Raw genomic sequence first — 18,945 nt, forward strand, 5'->3', positions numbered from 1 at the left:
GTTGTATTTCAGGGGTGGCCGGATCAGCGCGGCGCCCGTGCCGCCTCCCCGTTGCCTTGGGGCGAACCCAGTACCCACCGGCGCAACGCCTCGGCCCATGCCGGGCGCTGGCCCGCGCCGTCCTCGATCACCACGGTCGCCGTCATGCCGGCCACCAGCGTCACCTCCGGGGGCACGCGCTCGATGCGGATGCGCACCGGTACGCGCTGGGCCAGACGCACCCAGGTATAGACCGGATCGACGTTCGGCAGCCCCTGCGTGCTCGGCGCGGCGTTGGCGGTGGAGATGCCGAGCGTCAGGCTCTCGACCGTGCCGTGGAGCGGGTTGCCATAGCCCATCAGGGCCACCTCGGCGGCGGCGCCGACGCGGATATGGGCCATCTTCGTCTCCTCGAAGTAGCCGTCGATCCAGAAGGAATCGGTGTCGATCACCCGCATGTTGGCGGTGCCGGTGGAGGCGAAGTCGCCGACCCGCAGCAGCAGGTTCGTGACACGCCCGTTCACCGTCGAGCGGACCTGGGTGCGTTCCAGATTCTTCTTCGCCTGGGCGAGTTGGGCCTTGGCCGTGTCGAGCGCGGCCTCCGCGATCTTGGCGGTGCCGGCATATTGCTGCTTCTCCTCGACCGAGGTCGAGACGGTGGAGAGGGCGGCGCGCCGCGCCGCCTGCGCCTGCTTGACCTGAAGGTCGGCCTCGCGGTTCTTCATCTCGGCTTCCGCCGAGGTCACCGCGACCTCGAAGTCGAACGGATCGATGACGTAGAGCACGTCGCCGACCTTGACCTCCTGATTGTCCTCGACCTTCAGGGCGACGATCGAGCCCGAGACCTGCGGGGCGATGTTGGCGACCTGCACCCGCACCCGCCCGTCGCGTGTCCAGGGGGCGGTCACGTAGAATTGCCAGACGATCGTGGCGGCGAGCGCGGCCAGGACGAGGATGAGGGCGGTGGCGGCGAGCCGCAGGGCCTTGCCGAAGCGCAGCCGCCGCCCGGCCCGCGGTGTCTTCGCCGAGCGGGCGGCTTCGCGCGGCTCGTCCTCGGGAGCCTCCAGCGGCGCTCCTTGCGGCGCTTCTTGCGGCGCCTCGCGCGCGGCGTCGCGGCGGGCGGCATCGTCGGTCTTCACAGCAGCACCACGACAAGGGCGAGGACGCAGATATAGATCCCGGCCTCGGCCAGCGGCGGATTCGCCACGAAGCGGCCGAGCCGGATCCAGCGGAACAGGATACGCAAAGCGACGAGGATCGCGAAGGCGACAGCCGCGTCGAGGACGAAGGGCGAGATCAGGACCCCGCCGAGGGTGATGTCGTGGCGCATTCCCGTTCCCTTACGCGCTCGGGAGGGACAGGCGCCGGAAGAAGCGACCGTGCCGCCGGATAACGCGCGAGGCCGTCGCCAGATCGGTCGCGGCGCGGGCCAGCATCAGGCGCAAGTCGCGCTCCTCCGGGCGCCCCTCCCCGCCCGCGGCCCGGATCAGGTCGGCGGCGGCCCGGTCGAGGGCGTCGCAGCGGCCGGCGGCGAGTGCTTCGCGGGCCTGCCCGATCCGCCCGGTCAGATGGCCGAAGGGTCGCAATTGTCGGAGTTGCGCATGGGCGCGGGCCGCCGCCGCCTCCAACTGGGCGAGGGCGAAGGCATGGTGCAGGCTGGCGCGCCGCACCGCCCCGCTGCCTGAGTTCCACGCGGAGAACTGGAACAGCCGGTCGGCGTTCAGGCTGGTGCGGGTGGTGGCGTCCCCCCCCTCCCCGGCAAGCGCCTCCGCGAGGTCGCGCCGCGCCTCGTCGAGGGCGAAGGCCCGGTGCTGCGAGGGCGAGATCGGCAGGACGAGCCGCACCGTCAGGAACAGGATCACGGCCGCGATCACCACCAGCAGCGCATTCATCAGGAAGGTCTGCGGGTCGTAGCTCTGCGGATTCTCCGGCGAGATCAGGACGGGCGTGAAGACCAGGGTGATGAAGCCCACCGTGAAGGTCGGCGGGTTGAGCGACAGGAAGCAGGCCAGGAACACCACCGGCGCCATGGCGATGGCGAGCAACGGGAAACCCTGATTGCCGTTCAGCACCACGAACAGGATGATACCGGCTGAGAGCGCGGCGAGCGGCATGCCGATCAGCACCCCGCGCGCGAACTTTTTGGGGTCCGGCGTCACCGAGGAGAGCGCGCAGGTCGAGGCTACCTGCACGAGGGCGAAGGAGGTCTGCGGCAGGCCGGCCAGCACGAAGAACAACGCGGTCAGCCCGAAGGCGATGGCGACCCGGAGGGCGGCGCGCAACGCCACCTGAAAGTCGCGATGCGTCGGCAGCGCCATGTCGCGCAAGGGTTTGTGCCCGTCGCCGAGCGCGCGCAGCCCGTCCTCAGCGAAGGTCGCGGCGTTGGCGACGTCCAGCGCGCGCTGGAGCGCCATCACCTCGTCGACGGGACGCGTCCCGTCCTTCAGGCCCTCGTCCACGAGATCGCGCAGGCGGGCGCCGTCGCGCGCCAGATCTTCGGCGGAGCGTTCCTCTGAGACCGAGCGCAGGGCGAGCGCGTGGGCCTCGCGCAGGAGCGCGTCGGGTCGGGGCAGCCGCTCCATGGCGGCGGCCAGCGCGCGGCTGGCGGCGGCCAGCACGTAGAGCGCCGCGATGGCGCTGCGGGCGCCCGCGGCCCGGTTCACGCCGTCGTCGAGTTCGCCGGCGATGGCGCCGGCATCCGCCCGCATCGGCGCGATTTTTCGGATAAGCGCCGCCGTCCGCTCCGGGCCGGGATCGCCCCGCGTCAGCGCCTCGCGGGCGAAGGCTTTGGCGGCGGCGAAGGCATCCGCGAGGCGGGGGCGCAGGCTCTGCCACGTGCTGGGTGAAGCCAGCGCGTCGTTGATGAAGGTGATCGTCACGATGGCCACCGCGATCGCCGCGATGCGCCCGACCGCGGCATCGAAGGTGGTCTGCGGCGCGTCGATATGGGCGACCGCGATGATCGCGACCGTGTAGCCCGACAGCATCGCCCCGTAGGCCCGCGTGTCCTGCAGGAACTGCGCGACGAAGACGCACAGTCCCAGCCACACCGTGAAGCCGACGAGCAGCAGCACCCGGTCCTGCGCGAACAGCGACATCAGGACGATGGCGACCGCGCCGCCGACGAGCGTGCCGAGGAAGCGGTAGAGCGCCTTCGAGAGCGCCTGTCCGCGCTTGGGCTGGGCCAGGATCGCGACGCCGACGGCCGCCGAGGAGGCGCTGTCGAGCTGGAGCCAGAAGGCGGCGTAGAGCGCCAGCACCATGGCGAGCCAGATACGCAAGGCGAAGGCCCAGGCCGCCGGCTTGGGCACCCAGCGGTCGAGGGCGTCGAGGAGGCGCGCACCGAACCCCTGCGCGTCGGCCTCCGCGCCGTTCATCGCACCGGCTCGGGCAAGGGAGCGCCGTCTCGGAGAGCGTCGCGGGCGCGGTTCGCCACCCGCGCCTGCCACAGACAGAGCAGCGGCGCGAGCCCGAGTTCGAGCACGAGGGCCACCAGCATCGTGAGCGAGGGCACGCCGGTCAACGCCAGCCCGAGCAGGCGGGCCAGCCCGCCGAGGACGACGACCAGCGTCAGGAACCGGAACAGGGTGGCCTTGCCCTCGATCCCCGGCACGCAGGTGAGGAACAGAAGGCCGATGCCGGTCTGCAGCCCCGAGAGGTAGCGGAAATGGCTGTCCGCCGAGACGTTCACCGTCGGATTGGTGCCGATGCCGTCGATGCCGGTCAGCACGCCGTAGAGCCCGGCCGCCACCGGCAGGAAGGCGACGAGCGCCACCGTCCGCTGAAGGTATCGGCGTTCACGCTGCATCCCGGCTGGGCTCCCGATCTGGATCGAACCGGCTCCCAACCCGTGCCGATCGCGTCCGGTTCACGCAGGGGCGCCGCGCGCGGCCGTCAGGCCTTCTTCTCCTTCAGGCGCTTGACGCACTTGCTGTAATATTGCGGCCACTTCGGACCCTGCGCGGTCTTCTCGGCGGCGGTCAGCGCACGCCACTCGGCGCCGCACTTCTTCTGCCGCTCGCGGGCGGCCGATTGCGCGACGCTCGGCTCCTTTGCCGTCTCCTTCGGTGCATCCTTGGCGGCTGGTGCTGCGGGTGCGGCGGGTGCGGCCTGGGACAAAGCAGGCGTCAGCAGGAGCGGCGCCGCGAGAGCGAAGGCGGCGAGGAGACGAGAGAGCATCGGGGGCAACTCCGGTGGTCCGGGCCGGCACAATGAGCCGCCCGTGGGTCGCATCTGAGCCGTATCCGGGATCAAAGAGCAAGCGCCCGCCAGGCTTGCGCACGGCGAACCTTTTCGCGCCGAGCGTGGCCCAGGGGCGGCAGGGCGCTTGAGCCCCCGGCCCGAACCGCGCTACGTCCTCGGATGCGTCCCCGCGCTTGGGAGGGCGCCTTCAATCCGGGATGCCAGCATGGCGGTGACGACGGGCCAGCCGATCGAGGTCCATACCTGGAGCACCCCGAACGGGTGGAAGATCCCGATCATGCTGGAGGAATGCGGCCTCCCCTACCGCATCGTGCCGGTCAACATCGGCAAGGGCGAGCAGATGGCGCCGGACTTCCTAGCGATCTCGCCCAACAACAAGATCCCGGCGATCGTCGATCCCGACGGGCCGGACGGGCGGCCGATCTCGGTCTTCGAATCGGGCGCGATCCTGCAATATCTCGGGCGCAAGACCGGCTGCCTCTATCCGGCGGACGAGCGCGCCCGCGTGGCGGTCGACGAGTGGCTGTTCTGGCAGGTCGGCGGCCTCGGGCCGATGCTGGGGCAGGCCCACCATTTCCGCATCTACGCGCAGGAGAAGATTCCCTACGCGGTCGAGCGCTACACTGAGGAATCCAAGCGCCTCTACGGCGTGCTCGACCGGCGCCTGGCGGGCCGCGACCATCTCGCCGACGCCTACTCGATCGCCGACATCGCCTGCCTGACCTGGGTGAAGTTCCACGAGAAGCAGGGCGTGGCGCTCGATGCCCTGCCCAACGTCCGCCGCTGGCGCGACGCGCTGCTGGCCCGTCCGGCGGTGCAGCGCGGGTTTTCGGCGATCTGATCCGGCCGCCTTCCGCCTGCCTCGGACATGCCTCCGTCCGCGACGGGGCGGGCGTAGCGGAGAGTGCCCTGCGCCGCCGAAGGGTGCTAAGGCGCTGGGGCGCTCGGGCGGGGCGATCCGGCTCGGAACGAGGGCCGAACGCTCCGCTCGCGGCAACGCCCCCGGATCGAAGCATTCCAGCGCGTGACCATGACCCTCGACGGCATCTTCGCGGACGGCGCCCACCGCTTGCCGCTGCGCGTCTACTACGAGGACACCGACTTCTCGGGCTTCGTCTACCACGCGAGCTACCTGCGCTTCATGGAGCGGGGCCGCACCGAACTCCTGCGCGGCTTGGCTGGCGATCAGTCGGAGATGCATGCGGAGGGCGCCGGGATCGTCTTCGTCGTGCGCAAGATGAGCCTCGACTATCTCAAGCCCGCCCGGATGGACGACCTGATCGACGTGGTGACGTGGTCGAGCGAGCTGCGCGGGGCCTCCATGCATCTCGCGCAGGAAGTGCGGCGCGGGGACGAGACCCTTGTGCGGGCCGAGGTCGTCGTCGCCTGCGTGCGCGACGGCCGGGCGATCCGTCTGCCGGAGGGCCTGCGGGCGGCGTTGTCGCGAACGCACCGCAGCATCGCAACCGTTCCTTAACCCTGACGGGTGTTGAAACGACCCTCGGATGAGGGCGGTGCCGTGCCCCGAAAGGGCGCGAACCGACCCTTACTTTCGACAGATTCGCGAGTGATCTCAAAGCCCATCACTCCACGGATCGGTCGGGCAGTCCGGCGCGCGCCAGCGCGGCCCTGACGACGCGAGGGATCGTTCGATGACTCCAGCCGACGCCATGCAGGCCGCCCCCGTCGTGGACATGAGCCTGTTCGGCCTGTTCTGGCAGGCGCACTTCGTCGTCAAGATCGTGATGGTCGGGCTGCTCGGCGCCTCGATCTGGTGCTGGTCGATCATCGTCGACAAGACGCTGCTGTTCCGCCGCACCGAGGCCGAGATGGACGCCTTCGAGGAGGCGTTCTGGTCCGGCCGCTCGCTGGAAGAGCTCTACCGCTCGTTCAACGACCGCCAGCCGACGGGCCTCGGCGCGCTGTTCGTCGCCGCCATGCGCGAGTGGAAGCGCTCGTTCGAGGGCTCGGGCCGGCAGATCCACTCGCTGTCGCAGCGCATCGACAAGGTGCTCGACGTGACGATCCAGCGCGAGGTCGAGCGGCTGGATTCCCGGCTTCTGTTCCTGGCCTCGATCGGTTCGGCCGGCCCGTATATCGGCCTGTTCGGCACGGTCTGGGGCATCATGACCGCCTTCACTTCGATCGCGGCTTCCAAGAACACCTCGCTCGCCGTCGTGGCGCCGGGCATCGCGGAGGCCCTGTTCGCCACCGCCATCGGCCTGTTCGCGGCGATTCCCGCGGTGCTCGCCTACAACAAGCTCCAGGCCACCGTCGCCAAGTCGCAGTCGCGGCTCGAAGGGTTTGCCGACGAGTTCTCGGCGATCCTCTCGCGCCAGATCGACGAGCGGCTCTCGGTCGCCGCCTGATCCCGTCCGCACCGGAGCGAACATCATGGGCATGACGCACGGCGCGGCACAGGGCGGCGGCAAGCGGCGGCGCCGCGGGCGGCGCGGGCACGGCGCCATCAACGAGATCAACATGACGCCGTTCATCGACGTCGTGCTGGTGCTCCTGATCGTGTTCATGGTGGCCGCCCCGATGATGACGGTCGGCGTGCCCCTCGACCTGCCGCAATCGAAGGCGAGCCCGCTCAATTCGGACGTGAAGCCGATCACCCTGTCGATCCGGCGCACCGGCGAGGTCTATCTCGGCGAGAGCGAGCTGCGCGACGACGACATCGTGCCCCAGCTGATGCAGACCGCGAAGTCCGGCACCGAGGACCGCGTCTTCGTGCGCGGCGACAAGCGGGTCGATTACGGCCGCGTCGCGCAGGTGATGGCGATCGTGACCGGCGGCGGCTTCAAGAAGGTCGCCCTCGTCACCGAGCCGGACAATTAAGGGAGTTCGCGGACCCGTGGCTCTGCGCTGGCCCTTCAAGCAGTACGACCGCCGGGAACCGGGCGTCTGGATCTCGGGCGCCGCGCATGCCGCGGTGCTGGGCGCGGCCCTGTTCGCGGTCGCGGCGCCGCCCCTGCCCAACGCCCAGGAGGGCGTGCCGGTCGAGGTGCTGACCGAGCAGGAATTCTCGCAGATGACGCGCGGCCAGCGCGACGCGGAGAAGCCGGAGAACACCCCCAACCGCGCCGAGCGCATCGCGGAGAAGATCGAGGAGCGCGAGCCGGAGAACGCGAAGACCGACGCGCCCGCCGCACCGACCCGCACCGCCGACATGAAGGTCGCCGCCGCCGACGCGATGCCCCTGCGCTCCGACACCGCCGACCCGGTGAAGGAAGAAGCCGAAGCGGCTGCTGCGAAGGCAGCCGCCGCCAAGGCCGAAGCCGCCAAGGCCGAAGCCGCGAAGGCCGAGGCCGCCAAGGCGGCGGACGCCAAGGCGAAGGCGGAGGCGCGCGCCAAGGCGGACGCGGCCGCCAAGGCGGAAGCCGCCAAGGCTGCGGCCAAGGCCGAGGCCGAGAAGCGCGAGGAGTTGCAGAAGCTGATCGAGCGCGAGCAGGCGGAAGCCGAGGCCGCCGCCAAAGCGGAGGCGAAGGCCAAAGCCGAAGCCAAGGCGAAGGCCGACGCGAAAGCGAAAGCCGAGGCGAAGGCCAAGGCGGACGCGGAGGCGAAAGCCGAGGCCGAAGCGAAAGCCCGCGAGGTCGAGCATCAGAAGCAGCTCGCCGACGCCAAGGCAAAGGCGGACGCGGCCGCCAAGGCGGAAGCCGACGCGAAGGCCAAGGCCGAGGCGGCTGCGAAAGCCAGGGCGAAGGCGATGGCCGATGCGAAGGCCAAGGCGGATGCCGAGGCCAAGGCGCGCCAGCAGGCCGCGCTCGCCGAAAAGTTCAATGCGGGCGACATCCGCCAGACGCTGGCGTCCCACGCCGCCTCGCAATCGACCGGCTCGACCGGCCGCGAGGTGCAGCGCACGGCGTCCCTGGGCGCGGCCAGCGGCAACGCGCAGAAGCTGTCGCCATCCTTGCGCGACGCGCTGGTCGGGATGCTGCAGCAGCAGATCGAGCGGTGCTACTCGGCCCCGCCCGGCGCGACGCAGGGGGTGGTGCTGCCGATGCTCGACATCCGCCTCAATCCCGACGGCTCGCTCACCACCGAGCCGCGGGTGATGCGCTCGGGCCAGAACTCGGTCGATCAATCGATCGCCCAGGCCGCGTTGCGCGCCGTGCGGCGCTGCGCGCCCTACAAGATCCCGGCCCAGTACGCGCCGTATTACAACGACTGGAAAGCCATCAACGCCGAGTTCGAGTTCTCGCCGGTCTGACCGGCCCGCTCCCTCGGCAGCGCCCCCCGTTTTCCAAGCTCCTCCATCGGACGACTTCCCATGCCTGGATCAGCCTTCACCCGGCGCGCCCTCCTGCCGGCGCTCTCGGCCGCCCTCGGGGTCCTCGCCCTGGCGCTGCCCGCCGCCACGCCCGCTCAGGCGCAGCTGCAGCTGCGCATCGGCAGCGGCGCGTTCCAGCCGATGCCGATCGCCATCGCGGATTTCTCGGGTGACGCGAGCCTCGGCACCCTGGTGGCGAGCGTGATCACCAACAACCTGCGCCGCTCGGGGTACTTCACGCCGCTGGAGAAGGCGCGCTTCCCCGAATCCCCCAGCTTCGATGCCGCGCCGAATTTCGAGGCCTGGAAGGGCACCGGCGTGCAGGCGCTGGTCACCGGCCGGGTCGGGCGCGACGCCGCGGGGCGCCTCACTGTCGCGTTCCGGCTGTGGGACGTGGGCTCGGGCCAGCAGATGGCCGGCCAGCAATACGGCACCGACGTCGCCAACGCGCGCCGCACCGGCCACCTCGTGTCGGACGCGGTCTACACCAAGATTACCGGCCTCGGCCCCTGGTTCGACAGCCGCGTCGCCTTCGTCGACGAATCGGGCCCGAAGGAGCACCGCCGCAAGCGTCTGATGGTGATGGATCAGGACGGCGCCAATGTCCGCGCGCTGACCGGCGGCGGCGACGTGACCGTGGTGGCGCCGCGCTACTCGCCCGCCGGCCAGGACATCGCCTTCATGACCCAGGCGACCGGCCAGCAGCCCAAGGTCCAGATGATCGACCTCGAGACCGGCCAGCGCCAGACAGTGGGCAACTTCGCCTCCATGAGCGCGAGCCCCCGCTTCTCGCCCGACGGGCGGCGCCTCGTGATGAGCGTGCAGCAGGGCGGCAACGCCGACATCGTCAGCGTCGACATCGCCTCCAAGGCCCAGACCCCGATCACACAGGGACTGGCCATCGACACCTCGCCGACCTACTCGCCGGACGGCAGCCAGATCGTGTTCGAATCGGATCGCGGCGGCTCGCAGCAGATCTACGTGATGGGTGCCGACGGCTCGAACCCGCGCCGCGTCTCCTTCGGCGAGGGCTCGGCCTCGCAGCCGGCCTGGTCGCCGAAGGGCGACCTCATCGCCTTCACCCGCCAGCGCAAGGGCGGTTTCGCCATCTGCGTGATGCGGCCCGACGGGTCGGGCGAGCGGGTGCTGACCGAGGGCTTCCACAACGAGAGCCCGACGTTTGCGCCCAACGGCCAGTACGTGATGTTCTTCCGCGATCCCGGCGGCCAGGGCGGCGGCAAGCTCTACATGGTCGACATCACCGGCAAGGTCGAACAGCCGGTCCCGACCCCGAGCTTCGCCTCCGACCCGACCTGGTCGCCGCTGCTGGCGGGGCGGTAGGCACCGCGCCGACCGGTCACGCCCGAGCGGCGTGGCCGGCGCATCGGCATGACGAGAGCCGCGCGAGCCCCTCGGGCCGGCACGGCGGGTGACTGATCCGATCCTGAAACGAACCGCGGCGGAAGCGCTCCACAGGTGGGGCTGGTGCGTGTTCGAAGACGTGCCGTGTCGGCCGCTTCTGCGCCCCTAGGGAGTCGCTTCCGTCCGGTGCTCGTATGGGGCCGCTCAGTCCGGGACCGAACTCAATCCCGGGCCTTCGTTGCGGCTTCCTGCTGCGGTGGAGTCATCCCGGTCTCCTCCAGCTTTCGCCAAGCAACCGCGTGCGGACAACGCCGTTTCCTGGCCGATGTGCTTGCTGTCGCGAAGCACTTGAGGAGGTTGCGACTGTATCGCTGCCGCGTCAAGACGGAAAGCCGCGGCCACGCTCTTAAGATTTCGTCGCGCATGGTGGTTGAGGGCAAAACCCGTGAGCCGGCAATGAGTTGCCGGTCACGATTTTTCGGGGCCGTGTCGAATCTTCACCAAACCCTATCCGCGAGCGCGACCGCTCCCGTTGCCGGCTGGGGCGAAGTGCGGCGCAGCCTGGACCCGGACCTCGGCGCCCGGTCGGCCGGCCCGTGAGCATGGGAATAGCGGCTCTTATTATTGCACTAGATCCAATGTCGATCGACTGCTGGATCCGGTGATGGATAAAAATTATTGCGACATATTTGCAACAACAATTCTAGGCCGTTTCATTTATCAATTCGATGATGACGGACACGGTTCGATAGACCCATTGCAATCAGGGTGTGATCCGACATTTATTACAACTCGCGTGGATGGATTGCCGGCCATCTAACGTAATCTTGCGACGGGGGGATTTAATGGTCGCTGTAATATCTAAAAACTATACATATCTCTATGTGCTTCAGCAGTCGGGAAGTCAGTATTCGGCTTTTGCGGTCTATGATGACTCTCCTACGGTATTCGATAATTCCGGCCCGCAGGGTGACGATCGTGCTGTTCTCGGGGATGTGAGTGGGGATACATTTAGAATAACCGTGCCTGGTCAAGATATAGATGCAACCTACATTGGGAGAGCTTCTTCTGGGGACGGGTTCATTGCATCGGATGCCAGCGGAAGCTACTACCTCATCACGAATACGGAAGATACAAGCGGCACATACACTGCCACTGACACTTCAACGCCCATCTGCTACGCTGCCGGTACGTTGATCCGTACGCTCGACGGCGATGTGCCGGTCGAGACCCTCTCGGTCGGCGAACGCGCCGTGACGACCTCCGGTGAAGCCCGCCCGATCCAATGGATCGGCCACCGCACGATCGCCTGCCGGGGCCGCAAGGACGTGATGCCGGTGCGCATCGCTGCGGGCGCCTTCGGCGAGGGGCGTCCGCTCCGCGACCTCCTCGTGTCGCCGGCCCACGCGATCGCCGTCGATCTGGTGGGCGAGGTGCTGATCCCGGCCTGCCGCCTGATCAACGGCTCCACAATCACCCAGGTGGACGTGGACACGGTCAGCTACTGGCACGTCGAACTCGAAAGCCACGACATCCTCATCGCTGACGGCTTGGCCGCCGAAAGCTATCTCGCGTGCGGCAACCGCGGCTTCTTCGCCAATTCCGGCATCCTCGACCTCCTCGCCGGACCCGACGCCCGGACGGGCGGCTCCCTGCCGTTCTGCCGTCCGTTCCACGAGGAGGGTCCGGTGGTCGATCTGGTGCGCGCACGGCTGCGGGATCGTGCCGAGGCGCTCGGCTGGCGCAAGGTGGAAGACGCGTTCGCGGGCCTCCGGGCGGTCGCGGACGGGCGCGTGCTTCGCCCCGACGCGGAGGGCCTGACCGCCCGCTTCGTCGTCCCGGCCGACGCCCGCGCCGTGCGCCTCGTCTCTGCCACCAGCGTGCCGGCGCATGTCCTGCCGGGTTCGAGCGACGACCGGCCTCTCGGTGTCCCGCTGGTGGCGCTGACGATCGACGACGGCCTGACCGGCGCGCGCACCGTCGCCCTCGACGACGCCCGCCTCGGTGACGGCTTTCATGCGGTGGATGACGGCGCGCGCTGGACCGACGGTTCCGCGGTGCTGCCCGCCGACCTCTGGGCCGGCTGCAAGGGCTCGTTTTTCCTGCGGGTCACGCTGGCCGGGCCGGCGCTGCCGCGGTGGATCGCACCGGATGAGACGGCCGGCGCAGCCCGCCCGGTGGAGCGCCGAAAGGCCTGATACGATCCCCCCTTGCTTCGAGCGGGGATCGTATCGGCAAGCCCGCGCGGCCCTTGAGCGAAGCCCAAATCCGCCATCCCGAAGGGATCAACCGGATTGGGTATGAGGCCCACCGCCTCTCGCATCGATCCGACCGACAAGGGCGGCCCAGCCCCGGCCGGGCCGTCCTTCGTTCGGTCGTTCACCGATGTTCCGCGGTCGCGTCCCGCTTCGGCTCGGCTCACCGCCCTGCCGGCATGCGATTCTTCACGAGGTAGCGGATACCGCGATCGAAGGATTCGTCGGTGTTGCCGCGCAGATCGACGCTGTAGGCCTGCTCGGGGGCGCCGTCCTTGAGCGGTTTCACGTAGACGTTGATGTTGAGGATCAGGTTCGACACCTTCTGGACTTCGCCGGTGATCGCCGTGTCGGCGCCGAGGGTCTTCGCGAAATCGTCGGCGCAGCCGTTGCAGGCACGTAAGTCCGAACTCTTCTCCACCTCCTCGCGGACCGGATCGGTCGAGACCGGGATGTAGCGGCCGCTTTCAGTCAGTAACCTACGGAACGTCTCGCTGGTGCGGCGCAGGCGGGCGCGATCCTCGTCGGTCGGTGCCGTCGGCGCGCCGTGGGCGAACTGGAAATCGAACACCGCGGCCTTCTCGGGCTCGGCCTGGGCAGACCCGGCGACCAGCAGGGCGGCCAGACCGGCGGCCGACAACGACAGGGCGTGCATGACAATAACCTCCCGGAATCGCCCGCGCCTGGGACGATGTGTGGGAGGCAACCCGCGATCACGCGGCTTTGCTCAAAAGCCGGTCGGCCGGACACAAACCAGCATCAATCGCGGGGCAAGCTTTCCGCCTGACCCCGCTCCTTTCCCCCGAAGGCGGGGCAGGCCGGCGGGCCGGCGCGATGCGAAATCCCCTCCGCGGAGCCGCCGGCCCGTCAGCTTCGCCCGGTGTCGTCGGGCCGTGTCCGGTCCATCTGCTCGGCCGACACCCACCCCGGCATCCATGAGGCCCGATCGTTGGCGGGCTCGCGCCGAGAAAAGCGGGTTCACCGCGACACCCCCGGAATCCTCACCGCGATCGGCCGATGGGCGGACGAGCCGCGCTGTTCTTGTGCGGCATCGGCTTTTTCAAAAGCCGGCCCCGCCTTCCGGGCGCCGCCCCCCTGACGAAGGAGGGCGGCGCGAACCCGCATCGGAGAGCGGCGAAAACGGCGAAGGCCGCCCCGAGGGGCGGCCCTGCCATCGTGCATATGTCGAAAAATCAGCCGCCGATGCGGCCGGCCAGGCTGGCCGACTGGGCGTGCTCGTCGGCGATGTAGGGCAGCGCCTCGTTGGCGAAGGTGCGGCCGGCGGCGCTGTCGCCGTTGCGGGCGTAGGTCTGGTAGAGGGCGAGCGTCCGGGCGTCCGAACGGGCCTGCTGATCGACGTAGGTGCGGTCGAACTCGCGGGCAGTGCGGGCGGCGCGCAGGCGCTCCAGGCGGTTCTGGCCGTTCGGGCCCAACGCCACGCGGCGGCCGGGCTCGGCCGGGCTGTTGTCCACGAGGCCGACGCCGCCGAGCACGCCGCCGACGATGCCGGTGCCGATGTTGGCCGCCAGGGTCACCGGGGCGAGGACGAGGCCGACCGGGTTGTCGAGGCGGGTCTGGATGCCCTGGTTGTCCGGGACGACGCGGCCGGTGACCGAGAGCGAGGTGCCCTGCGGCAGCAGCGCCTTGGTGGTGGCCTCACGCTCGGTCAGCACCCGGTTGGCGTAGTTGCGCACGCGCGGGTTGCGGGACCGCTCAAGGGCGATGCGGCTCGCCTCGATGCTGGCGGCGTCCGAGCGCAGGGCCTCGGCGCGGAAATCCGGGGTCGAGGTGGCGGCGGCCCCGATCGGCGCGTCGGCGCCGATGCGCAGCGGCAGGGCGTCCTGGGCCAGGGCGGGCGTCGCGAGGGCGGCGACGGACAGGCCGAGGGCGGCGAGCACGGTCGACTTCATGGCGGATTCTTCCTTCGAAGATTCTTGTCAGGTGTTGGTTGGCCGGCGCTCGTGAAGAGCGCAGTCGGGCCCCCAACCGGCCTTGAACCTGCGTGTTCCGCATGCACACAAACCTGTGATCACAGGATCGAGGAAGCGTGGCTGTTCGTGCATCTCCATGCGAGGATGCAAGAAAAATGTTTTGTTTCAGCGTCTTGATCGTTGATGGGGCGATGCCCCAGCAAGGGGGCTCCAATCGGAACGGTGTGCCGCCTTGCCCTGAGTTCCGATGAGCCATGCTATCGGTGCATGTGTCTCACGCCGTGTCGTCACCCAGATCGACGACGACGATCTCCGGCGGCACGCCGAGCCTCACGGGGGCGATGCTCATGCCGAGCCCTCCGGAGACGATGAGATCGGCCTGCTCGCGGACATGGCCGTAGGCGTAGCGGGCGCCGTAGCGCGAGGGCACGACCGGCGCGCGGCCGAACAGGCGCACCTGCCCGCCATGCGTGTGCCCCGACAGCGTCAGCGCGATCCGCGGCGGGACTTTGGGAAAGATGTCGGGCTCGTGCGCCAGCAGGATCGCGGGGGCACCATCGGGGATCTGGGCCAGCGTGGCGGGCAGGTCGTCCTGGCCGATACCGGTGGCGCCGCGGCGCTTCCGGCTCGGCTGGAAGGCGAGCTGGTCGCCGAGCCCCGCGAGCCAGAACGTCTGCTCGCGGAGCGTCAGCGGCAGCGCCGCGTTCTCCAGCACGCGGATGCCGTTCCGCGCGAGCGCCGCGCCCGCGATGGTCGGGCCGGCGCCGCGGCGCTGCGCCGAGCGGTCCTCCCACCAATCGTGATTGCCGAGGATGGCGTAGATGCCGAGCGGTGGCCTGAGCCGCCCCAGGACAGGCGCCCACTCGGCGGCGTCCACGTAACGCGTGACCGCGTTCAGGCCCGAGACGTAGTCGCCGAGCAGCACGGTCACGTCGCCCCCGAGCGTGTTGGCCGTGGCGACGATGCCCTCGATCCGGGACACCGGCATCCACGGCTCGCAGGCATGGAGGTCGGCGAGCGCAACGATGCGGAGGCGAAAGCCCGCCGGCCAGGGCCCGAGCGGGCGTAAGCGGTAGCGCGTCACCACGAGCCGCATCGGCTCGATCCCGACGGCGTAGGCGCCCGTGCCGAGGCCGGCGAGGGCGACGCCGCCGATCCCCGTCAGCACCGTGCGGCGGGTGATGCGGACCGACACAGGCCCTCAGGCCTCCGGGTCGTCGGAGCCGCCGAACAGGCCGAATTGCGTCGCCGGATCGCGCCGCGGTTCCGCAAACCCCATGTGCCGGAAGGCGTGCGGGGTCAGCACGCGGCCGCGCGGGGTGCGCTGCACGAAGCCTTTCTGGATCAGGTAGGGCTCGATGATGTCCTCGATGGCGTCGCGCGGCTCGGACAGGGCGGCGGCGATGGTCTCGATGCCGACCGGCCCGCCGCCGAACGACGAGGCGATCAGCGTCAGATACTTGCGGTCCATCACGTCGAGGCCGACGGGATCGACGTCGAGCAGTTGCAGCGCCCGGTCGGCGATCTCGCGGGTCACCGTGGGGGCGTCCGCGACGATGGCGAAGTCGCGCACCCGGCGCAGCAGGCGCCCGGCGATGCGCGGCGTGCCGCGGGCCCGCTTGGCGATCTCGTTGGCCCCCTCCTCCGACATGCCCAAGCCCAGAACGCGGGCGCCGCGGCGCACGATCAGTTCCAGTTCGTCGATCTCGTAGAATTCGAGCCGGATCGGGATGCCGAAGCGGTCGCGCAAGGGCGTCGTCAGCAGGCCGGCGCGGGTCGTGGCGCCGACGAGGGTGAATTTCGGCAGCTCGATCTTCACCGAGCGGGCGGCCGGACCCTCGCCGATGATGAGGTCGAGCTGGTAATCCTCCATCGCCGGATAGAGAATTTCCTCCACCGCCGGGTTGAGACGGTGGATCTCGTCGATGAAGAGCACGTCGCGCTCTTCGAGGTTGGTGAGCTGGGCGGCGAGATCGCCCGCCTTGGCGATGACCGGGCCGGAGGTCGAGCGGAAGTTCACCCCGAGTTCGCGGGCGACGATCTGGGCGAGCGTGGTCTTGCCGAGGCCCGGCGGGCCGACGAACAGCACGTGGTCGAGGGCTTGGCCGGTCTTCTTCGCCGCCTCGATGAAAATCTGCATGTTGGCGCGGGCCGCCCGCTGGCCGATGAACTCGGACAGGCTCAAGGGACGGATCGACTGATCGACGTCGTCCGGCCGGCGCTCTGGCGTCAGCAGGGTCTTTTCCGAGGGTCTGGCTTTGCTCACGGGGCTCTCGCGGGGGCGGCCGGAGATGGGGTTTTGCACATCCCGGACGCGGGCACCACCACGGCGACGAGAGACGGACGGAGCGTCGCGGCACAGTCGCGAACGGCCCTGCGCAGGGAGATGGTAACCAACGCTGCCGACAATCGCGCCGTGACCCCGACGAGATCCGCGATGCCGCACGTTTCTTTCGCTCCGCGTGGCATGTCCTGCGCCCCGCGCGGCTTGACCCGCGCCCGGCTGCTCGGCGGCACCGGCGCCGTCCTCGCCCTGCTGCTCGCCGCCCCGCTGAGGGCCGAACCGGCCGATTCCAGGATCAACCTGCGGATCGAGCCGCGGGCCGAGGGCAAGGCGGAGGCCAAGCCCGAACTCAAGCCCGAACTCAAGGCCGAGACGAAGGCGGAGGCCCGATCCGAGCCGAAATCGGAATCCAAGCCGGAGCCGAAGCCCGCTTCCGACACGGCGGAGCCCGCCCCGCTCGAAGCCGCCCCGGTGAAGAAAGTGTCGCGGGAGCTCCCGCCGACCGTCTATGCCCGCGTCTCGGAGGATCCGCTGCCGACCTACACGGCGCAGACCTTCATGGACACGATGCGCGCCGCCGAGCGCTATCAGATCTATGCCGAGGCCGGGGGGTGGAAGACGCTGCCCGGCGACTTCGCCCCGAAGCCCGGGGACAGCCATCCGGCGATCCCGTCGCTGCGCCATCACCTGACCCTGACCGGCGATCTGCCGCCGGACGCGCCGCCCTCCGACCGCTACGACCCGCCGCTGGTGGCGGCCGTGAAGGCGTTCCAGGCCCGCCACGGCCTGCCGGATGCCGGCATCTTCGGACGGCTGACGCTCGCTGCGCTGAATGTCCCGGCGGACGTGCGCCAGCGCCAGCTGCGCGCCTCGGCCCAGCGGCTGATGGGTTCGAACTTCGGATTCGGCGAGCGCTACGTGGCGGTCAACATCCCGTCCGCCACCGTCGAGGCGGTGGAGAACGGCGCCGTGACCCGCCGCTTCGTCGCGGTGGTGGGCAAGACCGACAAGCAGACGCCCACCGTCGAGACCCGCATCACCGACGTGAACCTCAACCCGACCTGGACCCTGCCGATCTCGGTGATCAAGAACGAGATCATCCCGACGATGCGCAAGAACCCCGGTTATCTGGCCAAGAACCGCATCCGCATCCTCGGCCCCGGCGGCGTCGAGGTCGATCCGACGACGATCGACTGGTCGACCGAGAAGGCGGCGAACTACACGCTGCGCCAGGATTCCGGCCTCGACAATTCGCTGGGTCAGGTGCGGATCGACATGCCGAACCGCTATGCGGTCTACATGCACGACACGCCGTCGAAATCGCTGTTTGCCGGTTCGTCGCGGTTCCACTCGCATGGCTGCGTCCGCGTGGGTCAGGTCAAGGAATTCGCCGCTTGGCTGCTCCAGGGCACCGAGGGGCCGAACGGGCCGGGCTCGGTCTGGGGGCCGATCGAGATCGAGACCGGCATCGCCATGGGCGAGCGGCGCGACATCAAGCTGGTGAAGCCGACGCCGGTCGCCTTCGTCTATCTCACCGGCTACGCGACCTCGGACGGGCGCGTGCACTTCCGCGATGACATCTATGGGCTCGACAGCCCCGCGACCCCGGCAGCCGCCGCGGCGCCGGATGTGGCGACGACCGGCGCGATCACGCCGCGGGCGAACCCGGCCCCCCGCAAGCCCGAGGCGGCTCCCGCGCCGCGTCCCGTCCTCACCAAGCCGGAAGCCGCGAAGCCCGCCGCCGTGCCGGTCGCGCCGCCGGTTCCGGCTGTCGTCGCCCCGAAGCCGCAAGCCAGAAAAGCGGCGCCGCCGGTGGAGCGCGCGCCGGCCATCGAGCCCGGCCTCATGCCGCCAGGCCTCGTCGGCGGGCGGACCTGATTGCGGGCGCCGGACGTCTGCGGCGTGGCGTCCCGTCCACAGGGACGCTGCCATGCGTACCGGAACAATCGCTTCGAATTCCTCTTACTGCCCCATGAGCGCCGGCGCTGCGTAAACGCCGGCCGCAGATCATGAACAGTTTCGAGGAATTTTCCGATGGCCAAGGCTAAGCTGCGCGTCGCCAGCGACCGGCTGAACACCCCGACCGATCTCAACCCCGAGGACGTGACCAAGATTTCTCACGGCCTGACCGTGCTGCTGTCCGATCTCTTCGCGCTCTACATCAAGACCAAGAACTTCCACTGGCACGTCAGCGGCCCGAACTTCCGGGACTACCACCTGCTGCTCGACGAGCAGTCGCAGCAGATCTTCGCGATCATCGACGCGGTGGGCGAGCGCGCCCGCAAGATCGGCGGCACCACGTTGCGTTCGCTCGGTCAGGCCGAGGGCCTCAAGCGCGTTCAGGACAACAACGCCGACTACGTCAGCCCGCTCGAGATGCTCAAGGAGCTGCGGGACGATAACAAGGCGCTGACCGCCAACATGCGCGAGCTGCACTCGGTCACCGACGAGGCCAACGACGTCTCGACCACGAGCCTGTTGGAGGAGTGGATCGACCAGTCCGAGGAGCGCACGTGGTTCCTCTACGAGTCGACCCGCGACGCGACCGAGTCCGGTCACTGAACGTTGGAAGGCCGGGGCCGCCGATCCGAGAGGGTCGGCGGCCTCTTGTCGTTCGGCCCGGCCCGATCTTGCGGGCAATCCCAGGTTCCCAAAGGA

At 69.5% G+C, this 18,945-nt stretch carries 18 protein-coding genes; 9 read left to right on the forward strand and 9 right to left on the reverse strand.

Features of this window, described 5'->3' with window-relative positions:
• Positions 1 to 23 precede the first annotated feature (23 nt).
• The 5 genes from BM140_RS12515 to BM140_RS12535 all read right to left on the reverse strand — a co-directional run bounded on the left by BM140_RS12515 (position 24) and on the right by BM140_RS12535 (position 4,158).
• Positions 24 to 1,046, reverse strand: a complete 1,023-nt coding sequence (locus tag BM140_RS12515; protein WP_091946600.1) for an efflux RND transporter periplasmic adaptor subunit — start codon at positions 1,044 to 1,046, stop codon at positions 24 to 26.
• Between the two features lie 68 nt (positions 1,047 to 1,114).
• On the reverse strand, positions 1,115 to 1,309 hold the full coding sequence (locus BM140_RS12520; RefSeq protein WP_091946370.1) for a DUF1656 domain-containing protein: 195 nt from the start codon (positions 1,307 to 1,309) through the stop codon (positions 1,115 to 1,117).
• A 10-nt stretch (positions 1,310 to 1,319) separates the two neighbouring features.
• Positions 1,320 to 3,356 carry an FUSC family protein gene (locus BM140_RS12525; RefSeq protein WP_091946373.1) on the reverse strand — a complete coding sequence of 679 codons (2,037 nt, stop codon included), beginning with the start codon at positions 3,354 to 3,356 and terminating at the stop codon, positions 1,320 to 1,322.
• A complete protein-coding gene (locus BM140_RS12530; protein WP_091946376.1) occupies positions 3,353 to 3,787 on the reverse strand; it encodes a DUF4345 domain-containing protein in 435 nt (144 codons plus the stop codon). Before BM140_RS12530 ends, BM140_RS12525 begins: the two co-directional genes overlap by 4 nt.
• 86 nt (positions 3,788 to 3,873) lie before the next feature.
• The gene (locus BM140_RS12535; RefSeq protein WP_091946380.1) at positions 3,874 to 4,158 is read right to left on the reverse strand and encodes a hypothetical protein; all 285 of its coding nucleotides are present in this window, start codon (positions 4,156 to 4,158) and stop codon (positions 3,874 to 3,876) included.
• A gap of 229 nt (positions 4,159 to 4,387) precedes the next feature.
• Here BM140_RS12535 and BM140_RS12540 point away from each other — a divergent pair, with 229 nt between their 5' ends.
• The 7 genes from BM140_RS12540 to BM140_RS12570 all read left to right on the forward strand — a co-directional run bounded on the left by BM140_RS12540 (position 4,388) and on the right by BM140_RS12570 (position 12,015).
• Positions 4,388 to 5,023 (forward strand): glutathione S-transferase family protein, encoded by a 636-nt coding sequence (locus BM140_RS12540; protein WP_091946383.1) that lies wholly within the window; start codon positions 4,388 to 4,390, stop codon positions 5,021 to 5,023.
• Between the two features lie 189 nt (positions 5,024 to 5,212).
• Positions 5,213 to 5,659: a tol-pal system-associated acyl-CoA thioesterase gene (ybgC, locus tag BM140_RS12545; protein WP_091946603.1), complete on the forward strand. Its 447-nt coding sequence runs from the start codon at positions 5,213 to 5,215 to the stop codon at positions 5,657 to 5,659.
• A 175-nt stretch (positions 5,660 to 5,834) separates the two neighbouring features.
• A complete protein-coding gene (tolQ, locus tag BM140_RS12550) occupies positions 5,835 to 6,551 on the forward strand; it encodes a protein TolQ (protein WP_091946386.1) in 717 nt (238 codons plus the stop codon).
• Positions 6,552 to 6,576: 25 nt separating this feature from the next.
• Positions 6,577 to 7,023, forward strand: a complete 447-nt coding sequence (locus tag BM140_RS12555) for an ExbD/TolR family protein (RefSeq protein WP_091946389.1) — start codon at positions 6,577 to 6,579, stop codon at positions 7,021 to 7,023.
• A gap of 16 nt (positions 7,024 to 7,039) precedes the next feature.
• Positions 7,040 to 8,395, forward strand: coding sequence for a cell envelope integrity protein TolA (tolA, locus tag BM140_RS12560; RefSeq protein ID WP_091946392.1), 1,356 nt, complete (start codon positions 7,040 to 7,042; stop codon positions 8,393 to 8,395).
• 60 nt (positions 8,396 to 8,455) lie between these two features.
• Positions 8,456 to 9,796 (forward strand): Tol-Pal system beta propeller repeat protein TolB, encoded by a 1,341-nt coding sequence (tolB, locus tag BM140_RS12565; RefSeq protein ID WP_091946394.1) that lies wholly within the window; start codon positions 8,456 to 8,458, stop codon positions 9,794 to 9,796.
• 1,043 nt (positions 9,797 to 10,839) lie between these two features.
• Entirely contained in the window at positions 10,840 to 12,015 is a 1,176-nt protein-coding gene (locus BM140_RS12570; RefSeq protein ID WP_425287060.1) for a Hint domain-containing protein, read from the forward strand.
• A 220-nt stretch (positions 12,016 to 12,235) separates the two neighbouring features.
• Here the strand turns inward: BM140_RS12570 and BM140_RS12575 are convergent, their stop codons facing one another.
• From BM140_RS12575 to ruvB, 4 genes are all read right to left on the reverse strand, one after another.
• The gene (locus BM140_RS12575; protein WP_091946400.1) at positions 12,236 to 12,727 is read right to left on the reverse strand and encodes a DUF3280 domain-containing protein; all 492 of its coding nucleotides are present in this window, start codon (positions 12,725 to 12,727) and stop codon (positions 12,236 to 12,238) included.
• A 538-nt stretch (positions 12,728 to 13,265) separates the two neighbouring features.
• Positions 13,266 to 13,982 (reverse strand): DUF4142 domain-containing protein, encoded by a 717-nt coding sequence (locus tag BM140_RS12580; RefSeq protein ID WP_091946403.1) that lies wholly within the window; start codon positions 13,980 to 13,982, stop codon positions 13,266 to 13,268.
• A 295-nt stretch (positions 13,983 to 14,277) separates the two neighbouring features.
• A complete protein-coding gene (locus BM140_RS12585; protein WP_244535411.1) occupies positions 14,278 to 15,198 on the reverse strand; it encodes a metallophosphoesterase in 921 nt (306 codons plus the stop codon).
• A 6-nt stretch (positions 15,199 to 15,204) separates the two neighbouring features.
• Positions 15,205 to 16,269 carry a Holliday junction branch migration DNA helicase RuvB gene (gene ruvB / locus BM140_RS12590; RefSeq protein ID WP_091946406.1) on the reverse strand — a complete coding sequence of 355 codons (1,065 nt, stop codon included), beginning with the start codon at positions 16,267 to 16,269 and terminating at the stop codon, positions 15,205 to 15,207.
• Positions 16,270 to 16,440: 171 nt separating this feature from the next.
• On the opposite strand from ruvB, the gene BM140_RS12595 reads away from it, so the two are divergent.
• Together BM140_RS12595 and BM140_RS12600 are read left to right on the forward strand one after the other, a co-directional pair.
• Positions 16,441 to 18,165, forward strand: coding sequence for a L,D-transpeptidase family protein (locus BM140_RS12595; RefSeq protein ID WP_091946410.1), 1,725 nt, complete (start codon positions 16,441 to 16,443; stop codon positions 18,163 to 18,165).
• Positions 18,166 to 18,321: 156 nt separating this feature from the next.
• Positions 18,322 to 18,849 (forward strand): Dps family protein, encoded by a 528-nt coding sequence (locus tag BM140_RS12600; RefSeq protein ID WP_091946414.1) that lies wholly within the window; start codon positions 18,322 to 18,324, stop codon positions 18,847 to 18,849.
• The last annotated feature ends 96 nt before the right edge of the window (positions 18,850 to 18,945 follow it).

The sequence above is a fragment of the Methylorubrum salsuginis genome, from assembly GCF_900114375.1.
In the GTDB taxonomy this organism is placed as follows: Bacteria; Pseudomonadota; Alphaproteobacteria; order Rhizobiales; family Beijerinckiaceae; genus Methylobacterium; species Methylobacterium salsuginis.

Coding starts and splice junctions, on each gene's coding strand:
- BM140_RS12580 (WP_091946403.1), bottom strand. CDS start 13,982: ATGAAGTCGACCGTGCTCGCCGCCCTCGGCCTGTCCGTCGCCGCCCTC.
- BM140_RS12595 (WP_091946410.1), top strand. CDS start 16,441: ATGCCGCACGTTTCTTTCGCTCCGCGTGGCATGTCCTGCGCCCCGCGC.
- BM140_RS12520 (WP_091946370.1), bottom strand. CDS start 1,309: ATGCGCCACGACATCACCCTCGGCGGGGTCCTGATCTCGCCCTTCGTC.
- BM140_RS12575 (WP_091946400.1), bottom strand. CDS start 12,727: ATGCACGCCCTGTCGTTGTCGGCCGCCGGTCTGGCCGCCCTGCTGGTC.
- BM140_RS12555 (WP_091946389.1), top strand. CDS start 6,577: ATGGGCATGACGCACGGCGCGGCACAGGGCGGCGGCAAGCGGCGGCGC.
- BM140_RS12600 (WP_091946414.1), top strand. CDS start 18,322: ATGGCCAAGGCTAAGCTGCGCGTCGCCAGCGACCGGCTGAACACCCCG.
- BM140_RS12525 (WP_091946373.1), bottom strand. CDS start 3,356: ATGAACGGCGCGGAGGCCGACGCGCAGGGGTTCGGTGCGCGCCTCCTC.
- ybgC (WP_091946603.1), top strand. CDS start 5,213: ATGACCCTCGACGGCATCTTCGCGGACGGCGCCCACCGCTTGCCGCTG.
- BM140_RS12535 (WP_091946380.1), bottom strand. CDS start 4,158: ATGCTCTCTCGTCTCCTCGCCGCCTTCGCTCTCGCGGCGCCGCTCCTG.
- tolB (WP_091946394.1), top strand. CDS start 8,456: ATGCCTGGATCAGCCTTCACCCGGCGCGCCCTCCTGCCGGCGCTCTCG.
- tolQ (WP_091946386.1), top strand. CDS start 5,835: ATGACTCCAGCCGACGCCATGCAGGCCGCCCCCGTCGTGGACATGAGC.
- BM140_RS12530 (WP_091946376.1), bottom strand. CDS start 3,787: ATGCAGCGTGAACGCCGATACCTTCAGCGGACGGTGGCGCTCGTCGCC.
- BM140_RS12540 (WP_091946383.1), top strand. CDS start 4,388: ATGGCGGTGACGACGGGCCAGCCGATCGAGGTCCATACCTGGAGCACC.